At 54.7% G+C, this 22,795-nt stretch carries 18 protein-coding genes and 1 tRNA gene; 11 read left to right on the top strand and 8 right to left on the bottom strand.

The window, feature by feature from the left end; genetic code table 11:
• Positions 1–9: 9 nt before the first annotated feature.
• From CLV58_RS07005 to CLV58_RS06995, 3 genes are all read left to right on the top strand, one after another.
• Complete coding sequence (locus tag CLV58_RS07005; RefSeq protein WP_106137082.1) at positions 10–492, top strand: GyrI-like domain-containing protein; 483 nt, start codon at positions 10–12, stop codon at positions 490–492.
• Between the two features lie 153 nt (positions 493–645).
• A complete protein-coding gene (locus CLV58_RS07000; RefSeq protein ID WP_106137081.1) occupies positions 646–1,767 on the top strand; it encodes a Gfo/Idh/MocA family protein in 1,122 nt (373 codons plus the stop codon).
• Between the two features lie 103 nt (positions 1,768–1,870).
• The gene (locus CLV58_RS06995; protein WP_106137080.1) at positions 1,871–2,656 is read left to right on the top strand and encodes a DUF2490 domain-containing protein; all 786 of its coding nucleotides are present in this window, start codon (positions 1,871–1,873) and stop codon (positions 2,654–2,656) included.
• Positions 2,657–2,784: 128 nt separating this feature from the next.
• Here CLV58_RS06995 and CLV58_RS06990 read toward each other — a convergent pair whose 3' ends face one another.
• A complete protein-coding gene (locus tag CLV58_RS06990) occupies positions 2,785–3,240 on the bottom strand; it encodes a hypothetical protein (protein WP_245882246.1) in 456 nt (151 codons plus the stop codon).
• A 217-nt stretch (positions 3,241–3,457) separates the two neighbouring features.
• Positions 3,458–7,789 (bottom strand): T9SS type A sorting domain-containing protein, encoded by a 4,332-nt coding sequence (locus CLV58_RS06985; RefSeq protein WP_146141381.1) that lies wholly within the window; start codon positions 7,787–7,789, stop codon positions 3,458–3,460.
• 289 nt (positions 7,790–8,078) lie between these two features.
• On the opposite strand from CLV58_RS06985, the gene CLV58_RS06980 reads away from it, so the two are divergent.
• Positions 8,079–9,251 carry a pyridoxal phosphate-dependent aminotransferase gene (locus CLV58_RS06980; protein WP_106137077.1) on the top strand — a complete coding sequence of 391 codons (1,173 nt, stop codon included), beginning with the start codon at positions 8,079–8,081 and terminating at the stop codon, positions 9,249–9,251.
• Positions 9,248–10,105 (top strand): prephenate dehydrogenase, encoded by an 858-nt coding sequence (locus CLV58_RS06975; protein ID WP_106137076.1) that lies wholly within the window; start codon positions 9,248–9,250, stop codon positions 10,103–10,105. The genes CLV58_RS06980 and CLV58_RS06975 overlap by 4 nt, the downstream gene beginning before the upstream one ends.
• A gap of 88 nt (positions 10,106–10,193) precedes the next feature.
• Here CLV58_RS06975 and CLV58_RS06970 read toward each other — a convergent pair whose 3' ends face one another.
• Entirely contained in the window at positions 10,194–12,989 is a 2,796-nt protein-coding gene (locus CLV58_RS06970) for a T9SS type A sorting domain-containing protein (RefSeq protein ID WP_245882245.1), read from the bottom strand.
• A 266-nt stretch (positions 12,990–13,255) separates the two neighbouring features.
• On the opposite strand from CLV58_RS06970, the gene CLV58_RS06965 reads away from it, so the two are divergent.
• On the top strand, positions 13,256–14,122 hold the full coding sequence (locus tag CLV58_RS06965; RefSeq protein ID WP_106137075.1) for an aldo/keto reductase: 867 nt from the start codon (positions 13,256–13,258) through the stop codon (positions 14,120–14,122).
• A 146-nt stretch (positions 14,123–14,268) separates the two neighbouring features.
• Here the strand turns inward: CLV58_RS06965 and CLV58_RS06960 are convergent, their stop codons facing one another.
• From CLV58_RS06960 to CLV58_RS06945, 4 genes are all read right to left on the bottom strand, one after another.
• On the bottom strand, positions 14,269–14,715 hold the full coding sequence (locus tag CLV58_RS06960) for a ferritin-like domain-containing protein (RefSeq protein WP_106137074.1): 447 nt from the start codon (positions 14,713–14,715) through the stop codon (positions 14,269–14,271).
• A 103-nt stretch (positions 14,716–14,818) separates the two neighbouring features.
• Positions 14,819–15,607 carry a bacteriorhodopsin gene (locus tag CLV58_RS06955; protein ID WP_106137073.1) on the bottom strand — a complete coding sequence of 263 codons (789 nt, stop codon included), beginning with the start codon at positions 15,605–15,607 and terminating at the stop codon, positions 14,819–14,821.
• A 62-nt stretch (positions 15,608–15,669) separates the two neighbouring features.
• Positions 15,670–16,317, bottom strand: coding sequence for a DUF4142 domain-containing protein (locus CLV58_RS06950; protein WP_106137072.1), 648 nt, complete (start codon positions 16,315–16,317; stop codon positions 15,670–15,672).
• Between the two features lie 96 nt (positions 16,318–16,413).
• Positions 16,414–17,160: a Nif3-like dinuclear metal center hexameric protein gene (locus CLV58_RS06945; protein WP_106137071.1), complete on the bottom strand. Its 747-nt coding sequence runs from the start codon at positions 17,158–17,160 to the stop codon at positions 16,414–16,416.
• A gap of 333 nt (positions 17,161–17,493) precedes the next feature.
• Here CLV58_RS06945 and CLV58_RS06940 point away from each other — a divergent pair, with 333 nt between their 5' ends.
• From CLV58_RS06940 to CLV58_RS06930, 3 genes are all read left to right on the top strand, one after another.
• Complete coding sequence (locus CLV58_RS06940) at positions 17,494–18,879, top strand: MATE family efflux transporter (RefSeq protein WP_106137070.1); 1,386 nt, start codon at positions 17,494–17,496, stop codon at positions 18,877–18,879.
• 204 nt (positions 18,880–19,083) lie between these two features.
• On the top strand, positions 19,084–20,367 hold the full coding sequence (gene hflX / locus CLV58_RS06935) for a GTPase HflX (protein WP_106137069.1): 1,284 nt from the start codon (positions 19,084–19,086) through the stop codon (positions 20,365–20,367).
• Between the two features lie 142 nt (positions 20,368–20,509).
• Positions 20,510–20,584, top strand: a tRNA-Arg gene (locus tag CLV58_RS06930).
• Between the two features lie 168 nt (positions 20,585–20,752).
• Here the strand turns inward: CLV58_RS06930 and CLV58_RS06925 are convergent.
• Positions 20,753–21,271 carry a hypothetical protein gene (locus tag CLV58_RS06925; protein ID WP_106137068.1) on the bottom strand — a complete coding sequence of 173 codons (519 nt, stop codon included), beginning with the start codon at positions 21,269–21,271 and terminating at the stop codon, positions 20,753–20,755.
• 418 nt (positions 21,272–21,689) lie between these two features.
• On the opposite strand from CLV58_RS06925, the gene CLV58_RS06920 reads away from it, so the two are divergent.
• Both CLV58_RS06920 and CLV58_RS06915 read left to right on the top strand, forming a co-directional pair.
• Positions 21,690–22,163 (top strand): hypothetical protein, encoded by a 474-nt coding sequence (locus tag CLV58_RS06920; RefSeq protein ID WP_106137067.1) that lies wholly within the window; start codon positions 21,690–21,692, stop codon positions 22,161–22,163.
• A gap of 104 nt (positions 22,164–22,267) precedes the next feature.
• Entirely contained in the window at positions 22,268–22,795 is a 528-nt protein-coding gene (locus tag CLV58_RS06915; RefSeq protein ID WP_106137066.1) for a DUF4468 domain-containing protein, read from the top strand.

Here is a 22,795-nt window from a genome sequence, read left to right as displayed (position 1 = left end):
CCTACAACGATGACAACTGAAGCACAAAGCCCGTCGATTATCCTCGCCCTCAAAACCGTTCCGCCTTTCCTCGCCATTGTCAGCAGTGTACGCGTTACGCTCAAACGGCTCAACGAATGCGTGCCCGTTATGCAGTCGTTGTACGCCGAAGCTGCCCGGCTTGGGCTGACAATCACGGGACCATCACAATGGCATTATATCGGCGCATCGGGCGACGACAATCAGGAATTTCAACTGGATGTGGTCCTGCCCATTCAGCATGCCGGTCCGCCGTCAGAGACGTTTGTATATAACGAACTACCTGCGTTTTCATGTGTAAGCCACGCGCACACGGGGGCCTGGAGCGACATGCCGGCCGTGTATGATCAGTTATTTTCCCAGTTTTACCGTGATGGCTATTCGGAAGGCACTGTCGTGCGGGAGGTGCACATCGTAGCTGATCTGGAACAGCCAGCGCAGTGTGTTACAGAGGTACAGATTGGTATCGTTTAGTTGGCACCCCAACCCCTACTCGTTAGGTAGGAGCGATCGTTACCATAGCATACCTCCGACCCATTGAAAACCTATTAACCGACCCAGGTTAGTAGGTTTTTTAGTCGGCAGGCCTTTGTAGTTTTACCTGACTCCGGCTAGACCCCGTATACCATGACTCAACTTTCTACTTTCTCCCGTCGTCAGTTTCTGGCGGGCGTAGGTGCATCGGCCTTAACACTCCCTTCACTAACGGATGCTTTTGGTAATCCGTTACCCACAGCGCAACCCGGTCGTAAACTAGGTATCGCACTGGTCGGCCTGGGTAGCTACAGCAAGAATCAACTGGCACCGGCACTCCAGCAGACAAAGAACTGCCGACTGGCAGGTATTGTCACGGGTACTCCGGCGAAAGCCGAGGAGTGGATGAAAAAATACGACATCCCGAAAGCCAACGTCTACGACTACAAAACGTTCGACCGTATCGCCGACAATAAAGACATCGACGTAGTGTATGTGGTATTACCTAACTCGATGCACCGTGAATACGTTGTGCGGGCGGCTCAGGCGGGCAAGCACGTGATCTGCGAAAAACCGATGGCGATTATGCCGCAGGAATGCCAGGAAATGATCGACGCCTGCAAGAAAGCGAATAAGCAGTTGGCCGTCGGTTACCGGCTTCACTACGAACCATTCACGCAGGAAGCCATGCGGCTGGGTCAGCAGAAAGTGTTCGGCCCGATCAAGTTTGTCGAGTCGAGCGACGGGTTCCGCATTGGCGATCCGGGTCAATGGAGGATGAAAAAGGCACTGGCCGGCGGTGGTCCGCTGATGGACGTGGGCATCTACGCCGTGCAGGGCGCACGGTACGTCACGGGTGAAGAACCCATTTCGGTAACCGCCCAGTTTGGCCCGAAGACCGAACCCCAAAAATTCAAAGACGTCGAAGAGACGTTGTTCTGGCAGTTTCAGTTTCCGAGCGGTGCCGTCAGCAATTCAACGACCAGCTACACAGCCGGTGTCGAGCGGCTTTACGCCAGTTGTCAGGACGGCTGGTTCGAACTGTCGCCTGCCTTTGGCTACGGTCCGCTGAAAGGCCGTACCAGTAAAGGCCCCATCGAGAAACCCATTGTCAATCACCAGGCGATGCACATGGACGGTGTCTGCGAGGTACTGCTCCAGAACAAGACCCTCCCCGATCATATTACGGGGGCCGAAGGTATGCGCGACGTCAAACTGCTACAGGCGATCTACCAGGCCGCCGAAACCGGTCGCAAAATCGATCTGAAAGCATAGTGTAGTATATCCTAGAGAAGTGTAGCCCAGACCGGCCACCGCGTGGCTCTAGGTCTGGGCTATATGCTACTATGTGTACGAGTCGGGATGTATTTTTGCGGGTATGTTCGACACCCGCCGTCTCTGGCTTCTGCTAATCAGTTTAGTTTCTTCGTCTGTAGCCTTTGCACAGACTGTTTCACAACCGACCAATACGTGGGGGACCTGGTTTATCGGTACCGTCCTGATGCCCGCGTCACCCAGCACCCGATGGGGTGGTTACGTCGAAGTGCAGGCCCGTTCCAACGGTGTATTCAACCAGTATTTCTACAACGAGTTAAAAGGCGGTATCAGCTATGATCTCGACCGCAACGTGCAGGTAATGGCGGCCGCTGGTCGTTACCAGACGAACGACTATCAGGACCTATCGACGGGGCCGCTGAACGTGGAAAAGCGCGTCTGGGAACAGTTGGTGCTGAATCAGTACCTAGACCGGATTCGGTTCGAACATCGCTACCGACTGGAACAGCGGTGGTTCGACTTCCGGGGGAATACAACCGAATTCCGCAATCGTTTCCGGTACCGACTGAACCTGTTTATTCCCCTTAACAGTCCCAAAATTGGCACGGGTACTGTGTTCGCGTCGGTCTATGACGAGATTTTCCTAAACCCCAAAGGGCCTGTATTTGAGCGAAACCGTTTGTACGGCGGGCTTGGGTATCAGTTTAGTCCGCGTTGGGTTGCGCAGGTTGGCTGGGTCAATCAGACGAACTACAGCGCAGCATCGTTCACGCAGAATCAGTTTACACCGATCGTATCGGCAGGAAAAAATAACCTGGTGCTGTCCGTTATCTTCCGCATCATCCGCAAGAGCAACGACGCCGAACAGCTTCCCTCACAGCCGGACTAGTGTCGGTGTACGGTTTTCGGTAGTCAGTTTACGGTTTGCAAGTGGTCTTTTGTCGTTCTTAGTTTGACTACCGACGATTGCGCACGTAAGTCAACCGTAAACTGTGTACTGAAAACCGTAAACCATATTTAAAACCACGGCCGACGGACTTTGAACGAGCGACGCAATCCGCTGATGAGCAGGAAGGCGGCTACGATGCCGAAGATTATGGCCAGAATGGTGATGTGGAAGATCGCAAATAGCACGGCCACCAGGATGATGATCACCGATGCTTTCAGCTTCCAGCTGATACGCTGCCACCAGTTCAGTTCTTGCCGCAACGGCATACCCAGTGCGTCACGAATCTTGTTACCCAGTCGCATCTTGGGTTTTGGCTTCGGTTTCGGCTGCTGCTGACCGACCACCTGGGCTTCAGTAGTCACCGAATTCGTCAGGAAGCGGCTTATCCGCTGCGTGTGCTGTCTGACCTGCTGTGCATTTTCGCCGACCAGCCGCTGGGTTGTCGACGCGACCAATACGTCGGCAGATTCCGGTAGGTTCTCTACCGGCACGACCGGTTCGGCTACAGCTTCAACGGCGGGCATTGGTATCGCTTCAATTGATTTATTTAGGCGGGCAGCGGGGACATGAGCCGTTCGTTGAAAATAAGCAACGGGGCGCTGACAAGCTGTGAGACAGCAAAACGCAACAAACGCAATAAGCCAGTTTCTCATTAGAACGGTTGGTACAGATAAGGCATAAACAAGCCCTTACAGAACGAAAGCAGACGGGCTGCTCATATGTGAATCACCAAAATTGACATCAGCGTTCTTGCCGCACGATCCGGTAGGTAGCCCGAAAATCGGTACGAGTGCTGCTGATTCGTAAGAAAAACAGGCGACCCGGCCACTTGTTCAGCCAAACTTCACCCGACGCACCCGTGATCGTCTGTTCGCTCAATCGTTGCCCCGTCGCGTCGATCAGTTCCAGCCGGGCCGGACCACCTGTCCAGTTGGTCAGGTCGACCTGCACACGATCGACGGTGGGATTCGGATAAATGTTGATACTGGGTGTCAGCAGCGGTTCTTCAGCGGTGATAATCAAGGCCTGCGCTGTGGGTATAGCACCGATCTTGCCGAGACCGCAGCCGTTACTCACCGTTGTCAGCGTAAACGCTGTCGTTCCGGAGAAGGGCAGTTCAACGATAGCCGGGGTGCTTGTCGTCTGCAAGTTCTGGCTCGCAGTCCCATTCTGAATCGTATAGTACCAGGGGCCCTGTCCGGTGAAATTTACCGTTAACGGTACAATGTTATCGGGCCGTATGGTAAACGAAGCTGCGCTGAACGTTGCCGTTGCCCCACCAGCCCGCAGTGTAAACGGCGATGGAATGGTATTACTCATCGACCCATCCGACGACAGGATACGCAGTCGGTACCCATAACCAGCGGGCAGGTCAGTCGGAATCGTTGCCTGAATGGCATTGATCGCGGTAGCGGTAGCGATGTTTCGGAAATTCGCCCCGGTCGAATCGGAGATCTGAAGCGTGAATGTATTATCCGCCGAAAAGCTACCCGTTGTCTGAAACAGCACCGTTATCGTGGACCCCGAGCAGGTAAAGCCATCGCCAATACCGGTCAGGTCGATCGTTCTATCACTGGCCGGCAATACGGTTACGACAGCACTGCCGGATGCTACGCCCGTTCCACATCCGTTAGCAATTGATGATACCGTGTAGGTAGTCGTTTGCAAGGGATCAACCCGCATGCTGGTCTGTCCGCTGCTGGTGAAGAAACTCCCTTGGTATCCATCCGAAAGCGTATACGTCGTCGGCAGGGCATTCATGTTTGCGCCTTTCAATGTCAGGAAAGTGGTACCGCCCGCGTTGACGGTCGTACTGCCCGATAGCGTATAAACAGGGGGCGCACTCAGGTCGAACGCGCTGCTGATCGATTCGGTCTGTCCACCCGATGCCGTTGCCCGCAGTCGGTACGAGCCCGCCGACACGCTGTTGGGGACAGTAAGCGACACCGTACCACTAGTAGCCGGTACGCTCGACAGCGCAATATCGGCGCTGCCCGTCGGCGGAATCAGGGCCAGTTGCACCGTCGATGCACTGGTAAAATCGCCGAGTGCCGTCAGCGAAACAGGCATGGTCCCCCCAACACACACTGGCTTTGTCACGCTCGCAGCCACGCGAAGCTGTGGTTTCACCTGCACGTTGACACTACCCGATGCTGTACCGTACCCACAAGCGTTCGAAACGCTACGAATGCTGTACGTCTGCCCTGTCGTCGGTCGAACCTCGCGGGTAGCAGAAGCACTTGTAACGGTCTGCGTGGCAAGGTCGCTGTACTGCACCTGCCAGGGCGCCGACCCCGTCAGCGTCAGTTGTAGTGACAGCGCACTACCGGCATCAACTACGGTGCTACTGGCGACACTGCTCAAAACCACCGTTGGCGTCTGTGAAATCCGCGTGAGCAGAGCCGCTGTCCTCGCATCCGTATTTTTAGCAATGATCCGCAGGTAGTAGTCACCAGTCGTCAGGGAAGCGGGTATCGTTACGCCAAACGGCGACGCGGCTGTAGTAGCCAAATCCGAGAAAACCGAATCCCGACGCGAGGCCAGTTGCAGCGCATAGGTAACGCCCGTCGGCGCAGCCGGACTGGTGATAAACGGAATGGTCTGACTGGTACCGGCGCAGAGCGAATAATAGTAGAGATCTGTAAGTTGGGCGGGTACTTTAATCGCAAAGGGCATCGGATTATACGTAATACCGGGGCCAGACACAGTACCCGTTCCACAGGCGTTTGAAATCGACTTGAGCCGGTATGTAGTCCGCTGCGTGGGCACTACACTGACCATCGTACCACCGTTTGGCGCTATGTAATCAGTGGTACCGTCGGTGTACACCGTACGGTAGGGCCCCTGCCCCGATGCATAAATCGTACTGAGTGTTACGGCTGTTCCCGGCAGAATCGTGTTGGGTTCGGCTCCGAACAGATACGCCGTTGCGGGGGGGGTGTAATTGATCTCGGCAACCGGTTTCTTATTGACATCTACCCGGACCTCATTACTGACCTGACCGCTTCCGCTGATGCGGATTTTACTGACATCATCCAGCTTGATCCGTACCGGGCTACCGCTACCCCCACCCACGACGGGTGCCGTTGTCCAGCCCTCGCCTACGCCGTAGCCTACCGAAGCCGCCTGCACGACTACGGTTTGCGAACTCAGACCGGTAGTGTGAAAAAAGACCCGGATGCTGTCGGAATTGCACTTGTTCTGTTCAACCGAATCGATTTCGATACCGGCAGTTGCCGAATTCTGCACCGTGAACGTTGCGGTTGCCGACGCCGGGTTATCTACCCGGCCGCATCCGTTCTGCGCATACAGTATCCGCACCGTCTTATTCTGGCTGGCATAGATGGTCGCGTTGACGTCGTCGCAATCGAGACAGGTGCTGGTCAGTACCTGACCGTTCGACAGTTTCAGTTCATACGGTCCACCACCAACATGCTGAATCCGAACCGTGGCAACGCCGGGTTTGGCAAGTACCGTTTGCTGATCGGCCTGTGCGAAAAGCGGGCGGGGTTTGGTCGTTACGGCCAACACGTAACTAGGATCGCTGGCACTGGCCGTCGTTGGGTTCAACGTCAGCACGCGGATGCCATACTGCCGCCGACCAAAGAAGTTTACCGTATCGGAAGGCAGTTCAGGCACGGTAAACACCAGCTTGTTTCCACCCTGTATAGTGGCGGGGGTGAACTTGATAACATCGCCCGTCGTACCGTAGCGAAATTCGACGAAGACCTGAGTATCGGCCGTAAACGTGCTATTGGTGCTGATGGGTAAGGTAAGCGGCTGCCCTTCGCATACCGGCCCACGGATAAAGCCCGTTCCCGGCAGCGAATCGATCGCAATACCCGGCCGAACCCCGATCGTTGTTCCGACAGTATTCGTCACCGACTGAATGCCGCACGTACTCTGAATGCGTGTGATGCGGAAAATCGTGCTTTGCCGGGGCCGCAGCCGGATCGTCGTTTCGTTGGTTTCCGTTCCGAAATCGCCAATCGGTACCGACAAACTATCGTTCAGAACCACCTCGCCCGGTCCTCGTCCGTTAAGCACCACGCGCAGCGGTAACGTCTGTCCTACATCGATCGTCGTCGGGGGCGTGAGAATCTGCGCCGTAATACCCGGTGAAACACGCACGGTAGCGGTACCGGGGTCGCTGCTGACGGCGGGCGAACCAGCGATCACCTGCACGAAGTACGTAGCGGCACCGTCGGTCGTGACGCTGGCGGGAACGACCGCTTTCAGCCCGCCGGCAACGGGCGTGGCATCGAGATCATAGTACTTATCGGCAGCCGTGGCGCTTTGCGAAAATGGATTACTAGTCGTCAGTCGGATTTTAAGGGGCGTACCACTCCCAAACGCGTCACCCGTCTGCGAATACGCCACTGAAATCGTTCCGTCTGAACAAACCACCGCCGGCGTTACCGATGTCGTTTTGAACGATACTGCATTGACCGACACCGATGCCGTACCGGTGCTTTTACCCGTGCCACAACTATTTTGAACTGCCTTGATCGTATACGTACCCGACGTTTGTGGATTGATCGTAATACGCTGTTCGAACGCATCGGCGCAGCAGTTCGTCAGGGTGTGCTGACTACCGTCGCTGAGGGTAATGCTGATCGGAGCCGTCCCTTGCCCGATCGTCCGTAGTTCATACGGTTGTCCCGGATTGGCCAGCGGGATCAGTCCGCTGACAAGGGTTACCGACGCGGGGGACTGAATGGCGCTGAATCGTTGCCAGTCGCTGGTGGCGGCCGGGCTGGTGCTGACGATACGATACTGGTAGCGGCTAACGTCGGTAAAGCCGGGTAGCGTAGCCGGTAGTTGCAGTTTAGCCGGGCTGGTGGTAACGGTTGCCGACGTCAGGATCACCGCGCCCGTCGTGCTGTTGCGCAGTTGCACACTAAAGACGTTGCTATCCGTAAACCGACCCTGTACGGTAAATGGCACAGTCAACGATGCCCCCAGGCAGACCGGATCGCTGATGGTGGCGGGGTCAATACGTTGGCCCAACAGCCTGCCGGCCGACAACAGACAACCAATGAGTAGTAAGCCGGTAAGTAGATGTAATCGCATGAGAGAGGACACGGCCAAAGCCGGAGAATAACTAAAAAACCGCAAACTACGGGCCAGTTTACGGAGAACCAGCTACTGTTTACGGAAGCTGGTTTACAGTACGCTGTGGTCAACCGGAAAGCGCTCTATTTCAATCGCATGAACCAATACTATTCCCCGAAAGGCGTAAACCAACCACGCGAAACCGACCAAACTCCCCGCCTGCTTCGTAATTTTACGGTTTCATCAACACCCGAGGTTTGTAATTCGTCATCTGCCCGGCTCCCTTGACCGGCAACTAGTTGATTGCATGATTATCCCACTGGCGCAACGCGCTGATCAAACACAGGAGTATTACTTCTCGGTGAAGCTGGCTGAAGTACGTCAGTTGCTGGCACAGGGCCACGACGTGATCAACATCGGCATCGGCAATCCCGACATGATGCCGTCTGAGGCTACCCTCGATGCGCTGACCAAGTCGGCGCAACAACCGACCGCTCACGGGTATCAATCCTATAAAGGTACCCCCGCGCTACGACAGGCCATTGCTCGGTTCTATGCCCATACATACGGTGTCACGCTCGATCCCGAAACGGAATTACTGCCGCTGATCGGGTCGAAAGAAGGTATTACGCACCTGTCGCTGACGTTTCTGAACGAAGGCGACGGCGTGCTCGTACCCGAATTGGGTTACCCGGCATACCGCGCTGTCAGTCAGATGGTCGGGGCACGGGTGCAGGAGTATCCGCTGCTCGAACACGCAGGCTGGCAACCCGACTGGGCAGCACTGGCCGAACTCGTACAACCAGTTGGTTCGCCTAATCCGACAAAGCTGCTGTGGCTCAACTACCCACACATGCCGACGGGGGCACCGGCGACGAAAGAATTGTTTGACCAGGCGGTTCGTTTTGCCCACGATCACAAGATTCTGCTGTGTCACGACAACCCGTACAGCCTGATTCTGAACAAGAAGGCCCCGATTAGTCTGCTCTCGGTCGATGGGGCGAAAGAAGTGGGCGTCGAACTGAATTCACTCAGCAAGTCGCACAACATGGCGGGCTGGCGCATGGGCTGGCTGGCAGCGGCCAAACCGTACATTGACGCCGTATTGACGATCAAGAGCAATGTCGACTCCGGTCAGTTTAAGCCGCTGATGGATGCTGCGACCGAAGCCCTGGCCAATTCCGACGACTGGCACCGTGCCCGCAACGCCGTGTATCAGGGGCGGCTCGACGCGGTGCATGCCCTGCTCGATACGCTTGATTGCACCTACGCAACCGATCAGGAAGGCATGTTTATCTGGGCCAAACTACCCGATAGCATTCTGTCGGCGGAAGCACTGGTCAATCAGCTGCTGTACGAAAAACATATTTTCATTGCTCCCGGCTTCATTTTCGGACCCAAGGGTGAGCGCTACATCCGCGTCTCCCTCTGTGTGCCCAAAGAGCGCATCGAAGAAGCCGTTAACCGCTTACAAGCATGACAGTCTCCATCGTTGGTATCGGCCTGCTAGGCGGTTCATTCGCCCTGATTCTGCGCGAGAAATACCCCAAGATGCGGTTTATCGGCGTCGACACATCGGTTGTTAACGGGCAACTGGCCCTGGCCAAAGGTATCGTCGACGACGTATTACCGCTGGACGAAGCCATTGCCCAGAGCGAACTGGTTGTGCTGGCGACACCCGTCAACGTACTGATGAACCTGCTGCCGACCATCCTCGACCTGCTCCCCCCCAATGCGACGGTCGTTGACCTGGGTTCGACGAAGGGGTTGATCTGCGAGATTGCCGACGCGCACCCCCGGCGGAGCCAGTTCGTGGCGGCCCATCCGATGGCTGGCACGGAAAATTCCGGTCCCGGTGCCGCCTTCCGCGACTTGCTCCCCGGCAAAAACCTGATCATCTGCGACCGGCAGAAAAGTGCGCCGGATAGCCTGGCGCTGGTTGAAAGTCTGTTCCGTGATGCCGGTATGCGCTTGTTCTACATGACGCCCAAAGAACATGACCTGCACCTGGCGTACGTGTCGCACCTGAGCCATATCAGCGCCTTTGCGCTGGGCCTTACCGTACTGGAAAAGGAAAAAGACGAGCGGGCCATTTTCGACATGGCCAGTACCGGTTTCAGCAGTACGGTCCGGCTGGCGAAAAGCTCCCCGCAGATGTGGGCCCCTATCTTCGATCAGAACCGCGTCAACGTTTCCGATGCGTTAACGGCTTACATCGAGTTTCTCCAGCAGTTCAAGAAAGTCATCGATGAACAGGACGTCTCGGCCTCGCTCGATTTCATGCAGCAGGCCAACGTCATCCGCCGGGTACTCGACGGTATCGAGAAGAAGTGAGTGTAGAAGAAAGAGGAAAGACGTAAGAAGAAAGACTGGAATGCGCCAGCCTCTTTCTTCTTACGTCTTTCCTCTTTCTTCCCCAAGCCTATTGTACCTTAATCACCTTGCGCACAGCGCGGTCGGCACCCTGCCGAACATCCAGTAGATACAGACCGGTTGGCAACGCGCTTGTATCGATTCGCTCCCGCAGTTGCTGCGACGGCTTCTCGAACGCGGTTTGCTTGTGGATACGGCCGGTCGATGCGTCGTAAAGCAGCGCCGTTACGGGGCGGCTATCCGCGTTGTCAATCGTTAGTTCGATGTAGTCGGTAGTGGGGTTCGGAAATACCTGAAGCGAACCCAGCGCCGGTTCAATTACCTCGGCAGCCGTCCGGGCACCCGATGCGGGGGTTACCAGCACGAAGACCGGCGTTTCACTAACCGCAACCTTTACCTTGCCAGTACTACCCGGCATCAGCGTCGTTACCGTCATGTCGTCGCTGCCAATCTTCGGCGTGTACAGCTTCACCGTTCCCGTACCCACCGACAGTTCATAGGTTGCCGTGCGTCCTTTCTCGTCGGGCACTACCAGCATGTATGCCTGACGCGTCTGTCCGTTGCTCGTCAGTTCGTAGCGATCGACAAGCGGATCGGTGTTCAGCGTCTCTTTGTACGTGTAAGCGCCAAGCAGGTTTTTCACCTGATATAGATAGTCAGCAGCGGGCTTGCGGGTTTTGTTGTCATTGATCAGCCCCATCGAATAGAACTGTACCGGAATAGCCGCGTTGTCGTCGTGCATCTGGTAGAAAAACAGGCGGTCGATACCAACACGGCTGTACATGAGCGCCGTTCGCAGAATCCAGTCCGCCTGTGTCTGCTCGACGGTTTTAGTACCGATTGGCATAGCCCGGAACGGACTTCCCTGATTCTGATCGTAGCCCGCTTCGGTAATCCAGACCGGCAGGTTATACTGTTGGCCAATCGCTACGAAAGCCGCAGCCTGCTCGCCCGTACCCGACAGTTCCGGTGCCGCCCCGCGCGAGCCGCCACCATTCTGCGACGACTTGGCATCGTTGGAATACAGGTGTTGGTTGATGACATCCCAGCAAAGGTTGACCGAGCCGTCGGCCTTGTAGCCCCGGAATTCTTTACACCAGTCGATCATCGCCCGGAGATAGTCCGTCGACGAGGAGGCAATCCCCCCGATCACTACTTTGACCGATGGATCGGCGTTTTTAGCACCAACGCCTGCCCCCAGCGTATTTTTGTGTCCGTCGTAGAACGCCGACAGATTGGCTGCATACTCCCGAGCCGACTGATACGCCTGTCGCCCTTTCCAGGTTTTGTCGCGCTCGTTGTCGCACTCAATGTAGTTAATCAGACCCAGACCAATCTTTACCGTGTTTACGCCCGCCCACGTTTTCACCGAGCTTACCTTAACCAGCGACGGATCAATGTTTTTGTTGTGGCCGTAGCGCGCCATGTACTGAAAAGCCACCTTCGCCTGTTCAATATAGGATGCCGGAGCGCTCAGATCACGGCCGTACACGGTCGGGATATTTTCGTAATCACGCTGCCCGGCGGGGTAGGTATTCTCCATCCATTTCGGAATGGTTTTCAGACAAGCCAGCACGTCGACGTTTTCTGCCTTCATCCGTTCGTAGATGGCATCGTAGTTCCAGCTACCACTGAGTGTTGGGTTGAACGTGTACTCGCCCTGCGTCGACTCCAGCTTTTCCCAGTCCATGTAGTGCCGGATTGCGGAGAAGTTTTTAACAGCCTTTACGCTTGACTCGTCGACCTGCCAGGGCGAGCCTGCATCTTCGACATTCCATTCGAACGCGTTCACGCCAAACTGCTGCACCAGGGGCGAAGCCGATACCCGTGCGGCAGTACGCAACGCACTGACCGGAGCGGTGTAGCTACCGTACAGTTCGAGTTCGTTTGGATACGCACCCGATGTGTTGATGACGAGATAGCGGGCATTCCTAACGGTCGTCTTAACGGAGAAATCGCTCTGCTGGCTGGGATTCGGACCAACCCAGGCGTTGTATTGCGTACCAATAAACTGCGCAATTGGCACCCGCTTCCAGTCGTCGGTAATGACTGATAGGGTCAATGGTGCATCTTCGTTCGTACCCTGCCCATCGTAGAACCGGATTCGGTCGATAACCATCGTTTCACCGGGATTCAGCGGGTAATAGGCGTCGTAATTTGTCAGAATTTTGCCCCAGCCCGTGTTGACGGGTTGATCGATCCGACCATCGAACAGACCGTCCAGTCCGTTCGTGGTATTATTAACCTGATACCAGCGCGCAGCTTCGATGGGAATTTTAGGCGACTGTGTAGCTGTAGCGCCCGTTGTCGATGCGACGGGCGTAGTAGTAGCGGTTGTTGTCGACGCAGGGGGTGTGGTAACGACAGGGGTTGACGAAACCGGCGCCGACGTAGCAACAGCTATGCCAAACACTTTAATTTTCTGCGGAAAATTGTTACCGAACTTCCGCACAACGATTGCATCGGCCTGTAGCGGAGTCGAAGGCTTCATCTCCACCCACCGCATGTAATCGCGTCCTTCGAACTTTCCGATCAGTGTTTTCCGCGTACCGCTTAGTGCATATAACTCAGCCGGCTGATTGATAAACACATCCTCGTAATCATAGAGTGATAACCGAGTGATTTTGCAGGTTTTACCTAGTTTGAGCGTTACCTCGATGTACTTCATATTACCCTGCCACGCCTTTGGAATCAGGTCGTTCACGTCATCGTTTAGCCACGGTCTGAAGTCCTGATCCGTCTTTTCGCTGGTGGTAACCGACACCCGCGTAATAACTTCTTCCGTTTGTGCGTGCGTAAACAGAGGGGCTGCAAGCAGTAAGATGGCCAGTAGTAGTTTTCGCATGGGTCTCTGTTTTTTCCACTTATAGACGTTCTGCTACTGTACATCCCAAATAGATTGCCATTTATCGAACAAACCGAAAATAATTTTACTTTTTAACACCTACCATAAACTTAACATAACCAACAGGTTATATAGAACAAATGATACGTAACTAAGCCGTTTAGCCGTACCATACCGAACTGATTATAAATCGATGTATCTACCTGATCTGTCGAACAGTTTAGGTAGCTGGCTAGTCATAGAAGAAAACACAGTACACAAAACCTATGCAAGCCAACACACAACAACCGGCACTCGAAGCCGGCACAATTACGCTGGGTGGCGATCTGACCGTCAACCGGATGGCCTACGGGGCTATGCGTATCACCGGCGACGGTATCTGGGGGCCACCCAAAGACCATGATGAAGCCATTCGGGTTCTGAAACGCGCGCTCGAACTAGGCATCAATTTCATCGACACTGCCGACAGTTACGGACCTTACGTATCGGAAGAATTGATTGCCGAAGCCCTGCATCCTTACCCCGACGGGCTGGTCATTGGCACCAAAGGCGGTTTGCTGCGTACCGGCCCGAATCAGTGGCCGGTCGATGGCAGCCGGAAACATCTGGAAGAAGCCCTGGACGGCAGCTTGAAACGCCTGAAACTGGACCGTATCGATTTGTATCAGTTACACCGCTTCGACGACAAAGTACCTGCGGAAGAGTACCTCGGCTTTTTGCAGGAAGCCCAGCAAGCGGGTAAGATCCGGCATATCGGTTTGTCGGAAGTCGGTGTCGACCAGATTAAACAGGCACAGCAGTATTTTGAGGTAGTGTCGGTACAGAACATGTACAACTTCGGCCAGCAAAAGTGGAACGACGTGCTCAAGTTCTGCGAGCAGGAGAATATCGCCTTCATTCCGTGGTATCCGCTGGCAAGTGGTAACCTGAGTGCCGAAGAAGCTATCAGCAAAGTGGCCAAACGCCACGGCGCGACCGACTATCAGGTAGCGCTGGCGTGGCTTTTGGCCGCTTCGCCGGTTATGCTGCCAATCGCCGGGACGTCGTCAGTCAAACACCTGGAGGAAAACGTGCTGGGTGCCACGCTCAAGTTGACCGACGAAGACTTTCAGGATATGCCGCTTCCTAATTGATAAAAGCAGAGGAGTCAGGCAAATTGCCTGACTCCTCTGCTTTTATCAATTAGGAAGCGGTTGAATGACGGATTGGTTGAATGATTGAATAGAGCGCCTTTGCCAGACCATTCAATCATTCAACCAATCCGTCATTCAATCACTGACTATTTCAGCGTGCTCATTTTGTCGGCGGTTGCCTTCAATTCGCTGAGTTGTGCTTGCAGATCTTCTTTGATGTAAGCTGGGATGTGGTCTTTCTCGATGGCATCCTGATACGCTTCGACGGCTGCATTTTCGCCGTATTCGACCGAGCTTAGTACGGTGCTCCGGTCCTTGCCCGTAACGGCTGCCTTGATGTCGATCCAGGCGCGGTGGATTTTGCTTGACAGATCGCTCGTCGTTGCGTCAGACACGGCGGTGCCGTCGATCCGGACAATATGGTCGGCCAGTTGGCTGCGGAACTTCTGGCTTTGAATGATGCTATGGCGGAACAGTTCGTCCAGATCAGCATCTTTCGTGTCTTCGATTGCTTTTTCGTAACCCTGAATCCGGTCGTTGTTGATTTTTACCAGGTCGTTGAGATCATCAACGATTTCTTCGTTCTTAATCATGATAGTTGAGTTCAAAATGGTAGTTGGAAACTAGAACAGCCTTGGTCAGCAATTGTTTGGCGACCAAGGTTGTTCCGCGCAAAATCAGCGGTGAGAACGTTGGTTAGACTGTCTCCCGCCGGTGGGTTGTCAGAAAGAGCAGGGCCGCGACGCCCGTTTTATTAATCACGTCACCAATGCAAAAGCCGATATGAATGACATTCGTGTCGACACCGGTCGCTGACAAAATATAGCCAATTGGGTAAATGCCCCAGAACGTGATCGTTGTCAGCGCGACCAGCCGGAATGATCGGTCGAGCGACGGGACTGCGCCGTACTGTCGGTACAGCTTATACAACGTCCAGGGGACAACGGCATAGCCCAGCGTCGACACGGCCCCCCAGATAAGTTTGGCGCTGACGATAGCTTCCTGATCAAACGTCAATTGCTGCTCACCAATGTAGCCGGTAACGATCATAAACAGATCGGCAACCAGCATCAACGCAACCGGCCGGGCGATGCTGCGCAGCGACACGTTCAGTAGCCGCACCATAGTCAACAGCAACAGCGGGGTGGTAATAGCCCAATCCATATAGCGATATTGACTGACAGCCGGGTACGCTTCCCGCATTAAGGTTTGCCGATCGGTGGCGTCAACGACGGTGGCCAGTTCAGCCAGCATATCGCGGTAGATGTCCTGCATCTGGAAATAAGCCACACCCGCTACCAGCGCGATGACGCCACTCAGGATGTGTGCTGCCTGGTGTTTTGGCTCGACCAACGGGCGGGTAGTAAACACGAAAGCGGCCTGCGCCAGAAAGACCAGCCCCGTAACGATCAGGCTGTAATAGGTGAGCATAGGCAGCAAGCCAACCGTGCCTGCCGTTGGAACAAACGTTTCGGATAACTCCATAAAAAATCGCGTGTAGTATCAGGTTTCCCTGACGCTACACGCGATAACTGCTATTTGTTCGACTACTTAATCGTCTGTTTGATGCTGTTCATCTGCTGCTGGGCCTTCGTCGTCAGGTCCTGAGCGTACTTTTTCAGTGTATCGTTGCTGCCGTATTTCAGGTAGGTGTTCGCCAGGTCGATAGCATCCTGCCGCTGGTCGAGCATCACCGTCACGAAATTATCATCGAAATTACTGGTCAGTTTGTTCTCCGTATTACCGCCCGCCTGAAACTTCAACGCCATGGCCTTGATATTCTGATTCTGTGCCTGCATGAATGCCTGATTGGGACGCGACGGACGCAACTGACGAGCCAGATTGTTGATCATATCGATATCGGCCTGCACGGTAGGGATCATCGTCTGCGCCATTTTACGAAGCGAGGTATCCTTGCCGCTTTGTGCTTCCTGCTTCAGCAGATCGAGCTGTCCCTGCGTCTGCACGCGCGCCTGTAGAGCGTAGTCAAAATCAGGATCGCCGGTGGGTTCAAGTTTGGTCAGGCGCGACATCATCTGCCGCATGGGCGTAATCACGGCAATTTTATTCGTGTCGGTGACGGGCTTGCTCGTCGTCGCAACGCCCGTTGTGGCCTGTGCGCAGGCTGCCAGCGAGCTAGCCGATAAACTCAATACAAAGAAGCCTAGGATCAGTGGATTTACGTTCGTTTTCATTGCTTTTGTTGAATGGTTATGCAACTGGCGACCTTTTTTCGTTGGTCCGCCTAAAAGACAAATGAACAATAAAATGGTTTAACGCGCCGGCTATTTCTACGCGTGTACAAGCACCGTCAGGTCGGGCCAGCGGGTGCGTAACAGATCGGCCAGCGCCCCAAGGCCCCATTCTTCGCTGCGCCGGTGCCCCACGGCGATTACGGCCATACCCGTTTCGTTAACGGCATCCTGCGCTGGTTTGCGGTACTGCCCCGTCAGGTAAACGTTGGCCCCGCGTTCAGCCGCTTCCCGCACCAGCTCATCCGTCATAGCCCCGACCACGGCGATCCGGTCGACGTCATGCTGACGGCCTGCTTCGGCCCGGTCGTAGTTACCGAGTAGGTCTTTGACGTGGTCGAGACATTCGTCGAACTCCTGCCCGTTGATGTCGAGTAGCATACCGATAGCCCGCTTGGGTAAGGGTTCACCGGTCTTGGTTACCGCCTGTTTGTAGCCAATTGGTTCGAGATCGCTCGTCGCATCGAGTTGTGACGCCAGCGGTTCGCAGTAGCCGATTGTCAGGGTCTCATCGAAGGGAAGATGATGATACAGCACACCCACATCCGGTGGTAACGTGTCGGCCTGTAGATGCCAGGGGCGGTGCAGCCACAGCGCGTCGAGTTGTTCCTGCTCAACCCAATCGGCCAGGCCCACAAATGGCTCCAGGGCAATTCCCAGTCGGGCGATGGGTCGGTTACCCGGCCGATAGATTCCCCCCTGCTCATCGGCCGGGTACCGCTCAACAGCGAGTTCGTTCCGAAGAAAATCGCTGATGTCCGTAAGCGACAGCGTTATGTTATTCATTGCGTTGTTGAAACTGGCCGGGCCAGAGTGATTCGTAGATAACTAGTATCAACCGGTAGAGTTTGCCAATAAACCGGCACTATCGACAAAAAAGGTGCTGGCTGTCAGGACGATCTGATTTTTCCGTTTTATTCTTGTTACCTTTGTCACCGCATTAGCGCCTTGCACAGGCAGGCCACCTACGCCGATGATTTTCTTTCTGTAAGACCCTCCGCTGGTCTTTTCCTTTACAGTAAGCCACCCGCCCGTCTCCGGTTTGCCCGGTGGTCTTTCCTCAAATTCGTTTGTTTACCCTTGCTGTGGCCATCGGCCGTAGTGTATCTGTCTGTTCAAATGACCCGATTCATCCGGTTATTCGTGGCCGCGTTGCGCGGTTCCGAAACCAATTTTACGTCCGGCAACATCAACCGGGCTTTATTTCTTCTGTCGGTACCCATGATTCTGGAAATGGTCATGGAGTCGCTGTTTGCTATCGTCGACATCTTTTTCGTCGCGCAGATCGGTACTGAAGCTGTTGCCACCGTCGGCCTGACGGAATCGGTACTGACATTGGTGTATTCCGTCGCCATCGGCCTGAGTACGGCAGCTACGGCACTGGTGGCCCGGCGTGTGGGTGAAACCGATCGAGCCGGGGCCAGCGCTGCCGTCGGGCAGGTCATCCTGATTTCGCTGTCGCTGGCAGTGCTGATGAGCCTGACGGGCGTGCTGTTCGCCGAGCAGATTCTGAGTCTTATGGGGGGCGACGCGCACCTGATTGCCAACGGTGCCGGCTTCACCCGCATGATCTTTGCCAGCGCACCCGCCATCATGCTGCTGTACACGCTGAGCGGTTGCCTGCGCGGTGCGGGCCGTGCTTCCGACGCCATGCGGTCGCTTTGGCTGGCTAACGGCGTCAATATCGTGCTGTGTCCGCTGCTGATTTTTGGCTGGGGACCCATTCCCGAGCTAGGCGTTATGGGCTCGGCCGTAGCCACGACCATTGGTCGAACGGTCGGGGTGTTGTATCAGCTGTACGCGCTGACCAGGCCGGGTAGTACGGTCCAGATTCGGCGCGCGGACGTAACACCGAACCCGGCTCTGATCCGGAGTTTGCTGGGTCTGGCAGCCGGTGGGACGGGGCAGTTTCTGGTATCGTCGGCCAGTTGGGTATTCCTGACGCGGATTCTGTCGACCTTCGGCAGCGATGTCGTAGCCGGGTATACCATTGCCATTCGCATTATCGTCTTCACGATTCTGCCGTCGTGGGGTATGGCGAATGCTGCAGCAACGCTGGTGGGCCAGAACCTGGGCGCGGGACAGGCCGATCGGGCCGAAACCTCCGCCTGGCGTGCGGCCACCTGCAACATGGTGTTTCTGGCCTTGGTTGGGATCGCGTTTTTCCTCGGCGCGACAACGATCGTCCAGCTGTTCAATTCGAATCCGGCTGTTGTTTCGGTTGCCGTCGACGCGTTGCACATCTTCTGCGCAGGCTATGTATTCTTTGCGTACGGCATGGTACTGAGTCAGGCACTGAACGGCGCGGGCGACACCCGAACCCCGACAATCATCAACATCGTCAGCTTCTGGCTGGTTGAGATTCCACTCGCCTACACGCTGGCGCATACGTTCAACTGGGGACCAACGGGTGTGTTCTGGTCCGTTGCGATTAGCGAAACCCTGCTGGCTGTGCTGGCCGTTTTCGTCTTCCGGCGGGGGCGCTGGAAAGGTGTTCAGGTATAGTACTGAAGGGCCTGAACATCGTCGGTTTGTATCGAAACTTTTACCCCTGAGGGGCCGTTATTTTTAGCCGGTTTACACCAATGATTTAAGAAAAAACCACAACGGGTCCGGAACGATCATTCCTGCTTCCTGACGCCCGGTGCATAGCACCCGGTGGTCCAATCCACCCCTGTTAAAACCGACACACTATAAACACGAACTACCTTGATCGAAACACATAAACAACCCGAAACCGCTGTTCTCGTCGCGCTGATTACGCAAAAGCAGACCGCCGAACAGACGCGTGAATACCTGGATGAACTGGCTTTTCTGGCCGAAACATCGGGGGTAGAAACCAAAAAATCGTTTACCCAGAAACTCGACCGCCCCGACACCCGCACGTTTGTGGGCAAGGGAAAGCTGGAAGAGATTCAGCAGTTTATCCTGGCTAACCCCGTCGACACGATCATCTTTGACGATGACCTAACGCCCGCGCAGGTACGTAACCTCGAAGCGGAGTTCAAGGAAATCAAAGTGCTCGACCGCAGCCTGCTGATTCTGAACATCTTCTCCATGCGCGCGCAGACCGCGCAGGCCCGTGTGCAGGTCGAGCTGGCGCAATACCAGTATCTGTACCCACGCCTGACCCGGATGTGGACGCACTTGAGCCGCCAGAAAGGGGGAACGGGGATGCGCGGACCGGGGGAAAAAGAGCTGGAAACCGACCGCCGGATTGTAAAAGACCGGATCGCTTTCCTGAAAGAGAAGCTAAGCAAGATTGACAAGCAAAGCCAGACGCGCCGGAAAGAACGCGACCGGCTGGTGCGGGTAGCCCTGGTTGGGTATACCAACGTCGGTAAGTCGACGCTGATGCGCACAATGGCTAAAACCGACGTTTTCGCTGAGAACAAACTGTTTGCCACCGTCGACTCGACCGTGCGGAAAGTTACGCTGGGCAATATCCCGTTTCTGCTGACCGACACCGTCGGTTTCATCCGCAAGCTGCCGACCACGCTGATCGAGGCCTTTAAGTCGACGCTGGACGAGGTACGCGAAGCCGATATTCTGGTGCACGTCGTTGACGTGTCGCACCCGCTGTTTGAGGAGCAGATCAGCGTCGTGCAGTCGACGTTGGCGGACATTGGCGCGGCCGACAAACCAACGATTCTGGTCTTCAACAAGATGGATCAGTTCGAGCCGAAAGCCGAGTGGCTGGAAACCGTCCTGCCGGCTGAAGACGATGAGTTCGACGCGGATCAGCCCATGCAGATTGCCGAGATACCGGCAGCGGTGAAGCGGAAAACGGCGCTCGACTTTCTGCGCAAGACGTATCTGACCCAGCAAGCCGACCATGTGGTGTTTATTTCGGCGCAGACCGGGGAAAACATCAGCGAACTGCGGGAACTGCTCTACGACATCGTTCGGGAGAAACACTACTACATTTATCCGAACTGGGTGAACGTTCCGTTATCGGAGTCGGCTGAATTTGGCGACGGTTTGGCAGGTTAAGCGCATTACGGTATTTTTGTCTGATAGGCCACCAATGACGGTGTTATTGGTGGCCTGTTCTTGACAACTGAGTTTAGGCCAGATGCCAGGAAGCGAGAAATCTGGTTGAAGTCAGGCGTCGGTAAAGGGTACTTAAAGAATTGGTTGCGTAGTTCAACGGATAGAATAGACGTTTCCTAAACGTTTGATATGGGTTCGATTCCCGTCGCGACCACCACTACTGTAAATAAAAAAAGCCCTGCACGATCTGTGTGGGGTTTCCTTGTTTTACGGGTCTGTCGATTATCGTACTGTCAGCGTTTTGGCAATTTCCCCTCAACAAAAATCACCCGACTAAGCCGGGTGATTTTTGTTTGTACATGAAGCGTTTCCGGGAACTGACTGCTTACTGTTTCGTCAGTACCATCGTGTACGACGTCGGCGTTGGCTGATTGAGCGGATTAACAGACAGGGACGTAACGAGCGTAGCCGTCGCGTTATTCACCGTTTTCGTAGCTGTTATCGTCTGAGGGCCTCTAACCGTCAACTGATTGTCGGTTTCCGTATAACTCGTCGATGAAGCAAAAAATGTATTGACCAACTGCTTCGAATTAGTGGAATTTGTACAGGCCGAGATAGACGTTGAATTGTTGGTAACCGTCCCGTTTGAGAACGTCAGCGTGGTACTGCCAATGCAGTTGTTTTCCAATAAATTCAATGGCGAGGTAATTTCTGAAAAGGAAACACCGCTTTGTACGACAGCCGGACTGATGTTGACCGCCGTTATTCGCCAGCTACCCTGAATCGAGTTGTTGGTTGTCGTGGTGGTCGGATCGCCGTTTTTACAACTGACGACCAGTAGCAGCCCCAGTATAACAGCACTGGGCAGAACGGAGAAAAGAAACGAACGTTTGGGAGAAGCCATAGATGGAGTAATTGCGGTTAGGTTGTCGCAAAGATGCGCGGTATACGCACCCGTAAAACGAGCAAAACCAGATTTGTATTTGAACGACGTATTTTAGATGACAATGTGAGTTGCAGATGCACCGACGGTATACCGGTAGATCGGGGTAGCAGGCGACCCGTTTAGTAACCAATTCAGCTAAAAATCGAGAAAATAACCAATACTCTGGTGATATATAGACAAGCACCCGTATGTTTATTCCGCAGACGTTACCGATTTATACATTCCTCCCACTTACTCCTCGCCCTATTACTTTTCCATGGCTTACAGTACGTATACGTGTTCACAGTGCCAGAAACGATTTCGCTCTTTTGACTTAAACCCTACCCATTGCTCAGTTACCTGCCGGCAGCAAGCCCGTCGCTCCAGTCAGCATACGATGAGTTTACCGACGCCCCCACCCGATCCGGTTTGGCAGCGGCTCCATCCCGGCGAGTGGGCACTTGTCGAAATAAGTCAGGAGTTTACCCAGCAACGCTTTCTCGAAGTGGGCTATATTCTGATCGAAACGGCCAGTCACCTGAAAATCTGGTTGCCCGAAACCGTCGACCGACACGCCAGCGTACATACCTACCGGCAGGATACCGTACTGGGTTGTCATTTTCTACCGCAGGCCGTTCTGTATCAGCTCATGCCCATGCTGCCTTATCTCAACAAACAAACCGGCCCGATCCGGCTGTTAGCCGAGCAGTTACTCAGAAAGAACGTTGACGTGCAGGCCTGCGTAGCCGAATACCTCCGGCAATATGACGTTGACTTGTGGGCCAAGTGCACGACCAGCGTACTGGATCATGCCCCGGTCTACCAACAGTTGCTCGAACTGGTCGACAAGAACCCCAGGCGGACTGTCTGACAGTAGACTACCACGACTGATTTACGTCTTTCCAAGCCCGTATGCCGCAGGTTCATTACCTATGGCTATATTGTCGCAGCTTTTGATGTTTTTCATTCGACGTTATGCTTCGTCTTCTTGCCGTTTTTCTTCTCATGGCTGCGTATCCTGCGCTGGCCCAGGTTCAACTGCCCACCGATGCCAACGGGCAGGTTCAATTTCAGGAACTGGTTCGCCTGACCGACAAGACACGGTCGACCAAACAGGTATTTACCCAGAGCCAGGCGTGGGCGGAACGTTATTTTAAACCGACGAACGAACCGGAAATACAGCCCGATCAGGAACACGGCGTTCTGTTTGTGCGGGGGGTGTACCCCATCGGCGAACAATTTGTCCGGTTCACAATGCTGATCGAAGCCAAGACGGGGCGTTACCGGGCTACCATCACCGATCTGATAGGTGAAAACAACGGGCTGCTGTCGCCTATTCAACCAGCCAGTGCAACGGTCGAAGAGATGCAGAAAGCAGGTGGTCAGGCAGCGAAGCCCGAAGTTGTCGAAGCTGTCGCCAAGGAACAGGCCGACCTGTACAAGGCGCTCGAAGCCGCCTGCCGCGCTACACTCGACAACCTGAAAACCGCCCTGAACAGCTAG

The organism is Spirosoma oryzae, assembly GCF_003002825.1.
In the GTDB taxonomy this organism is placed as follows: Bacteria; Bacteroidota; Bacteroidia; order Cytophagales; family Spirosomataceae; genus Spirosoma; species Spirosoma oryzae.
This window is presented reverse-complemented; position numbering and strand designations above follow the sequence as displayed.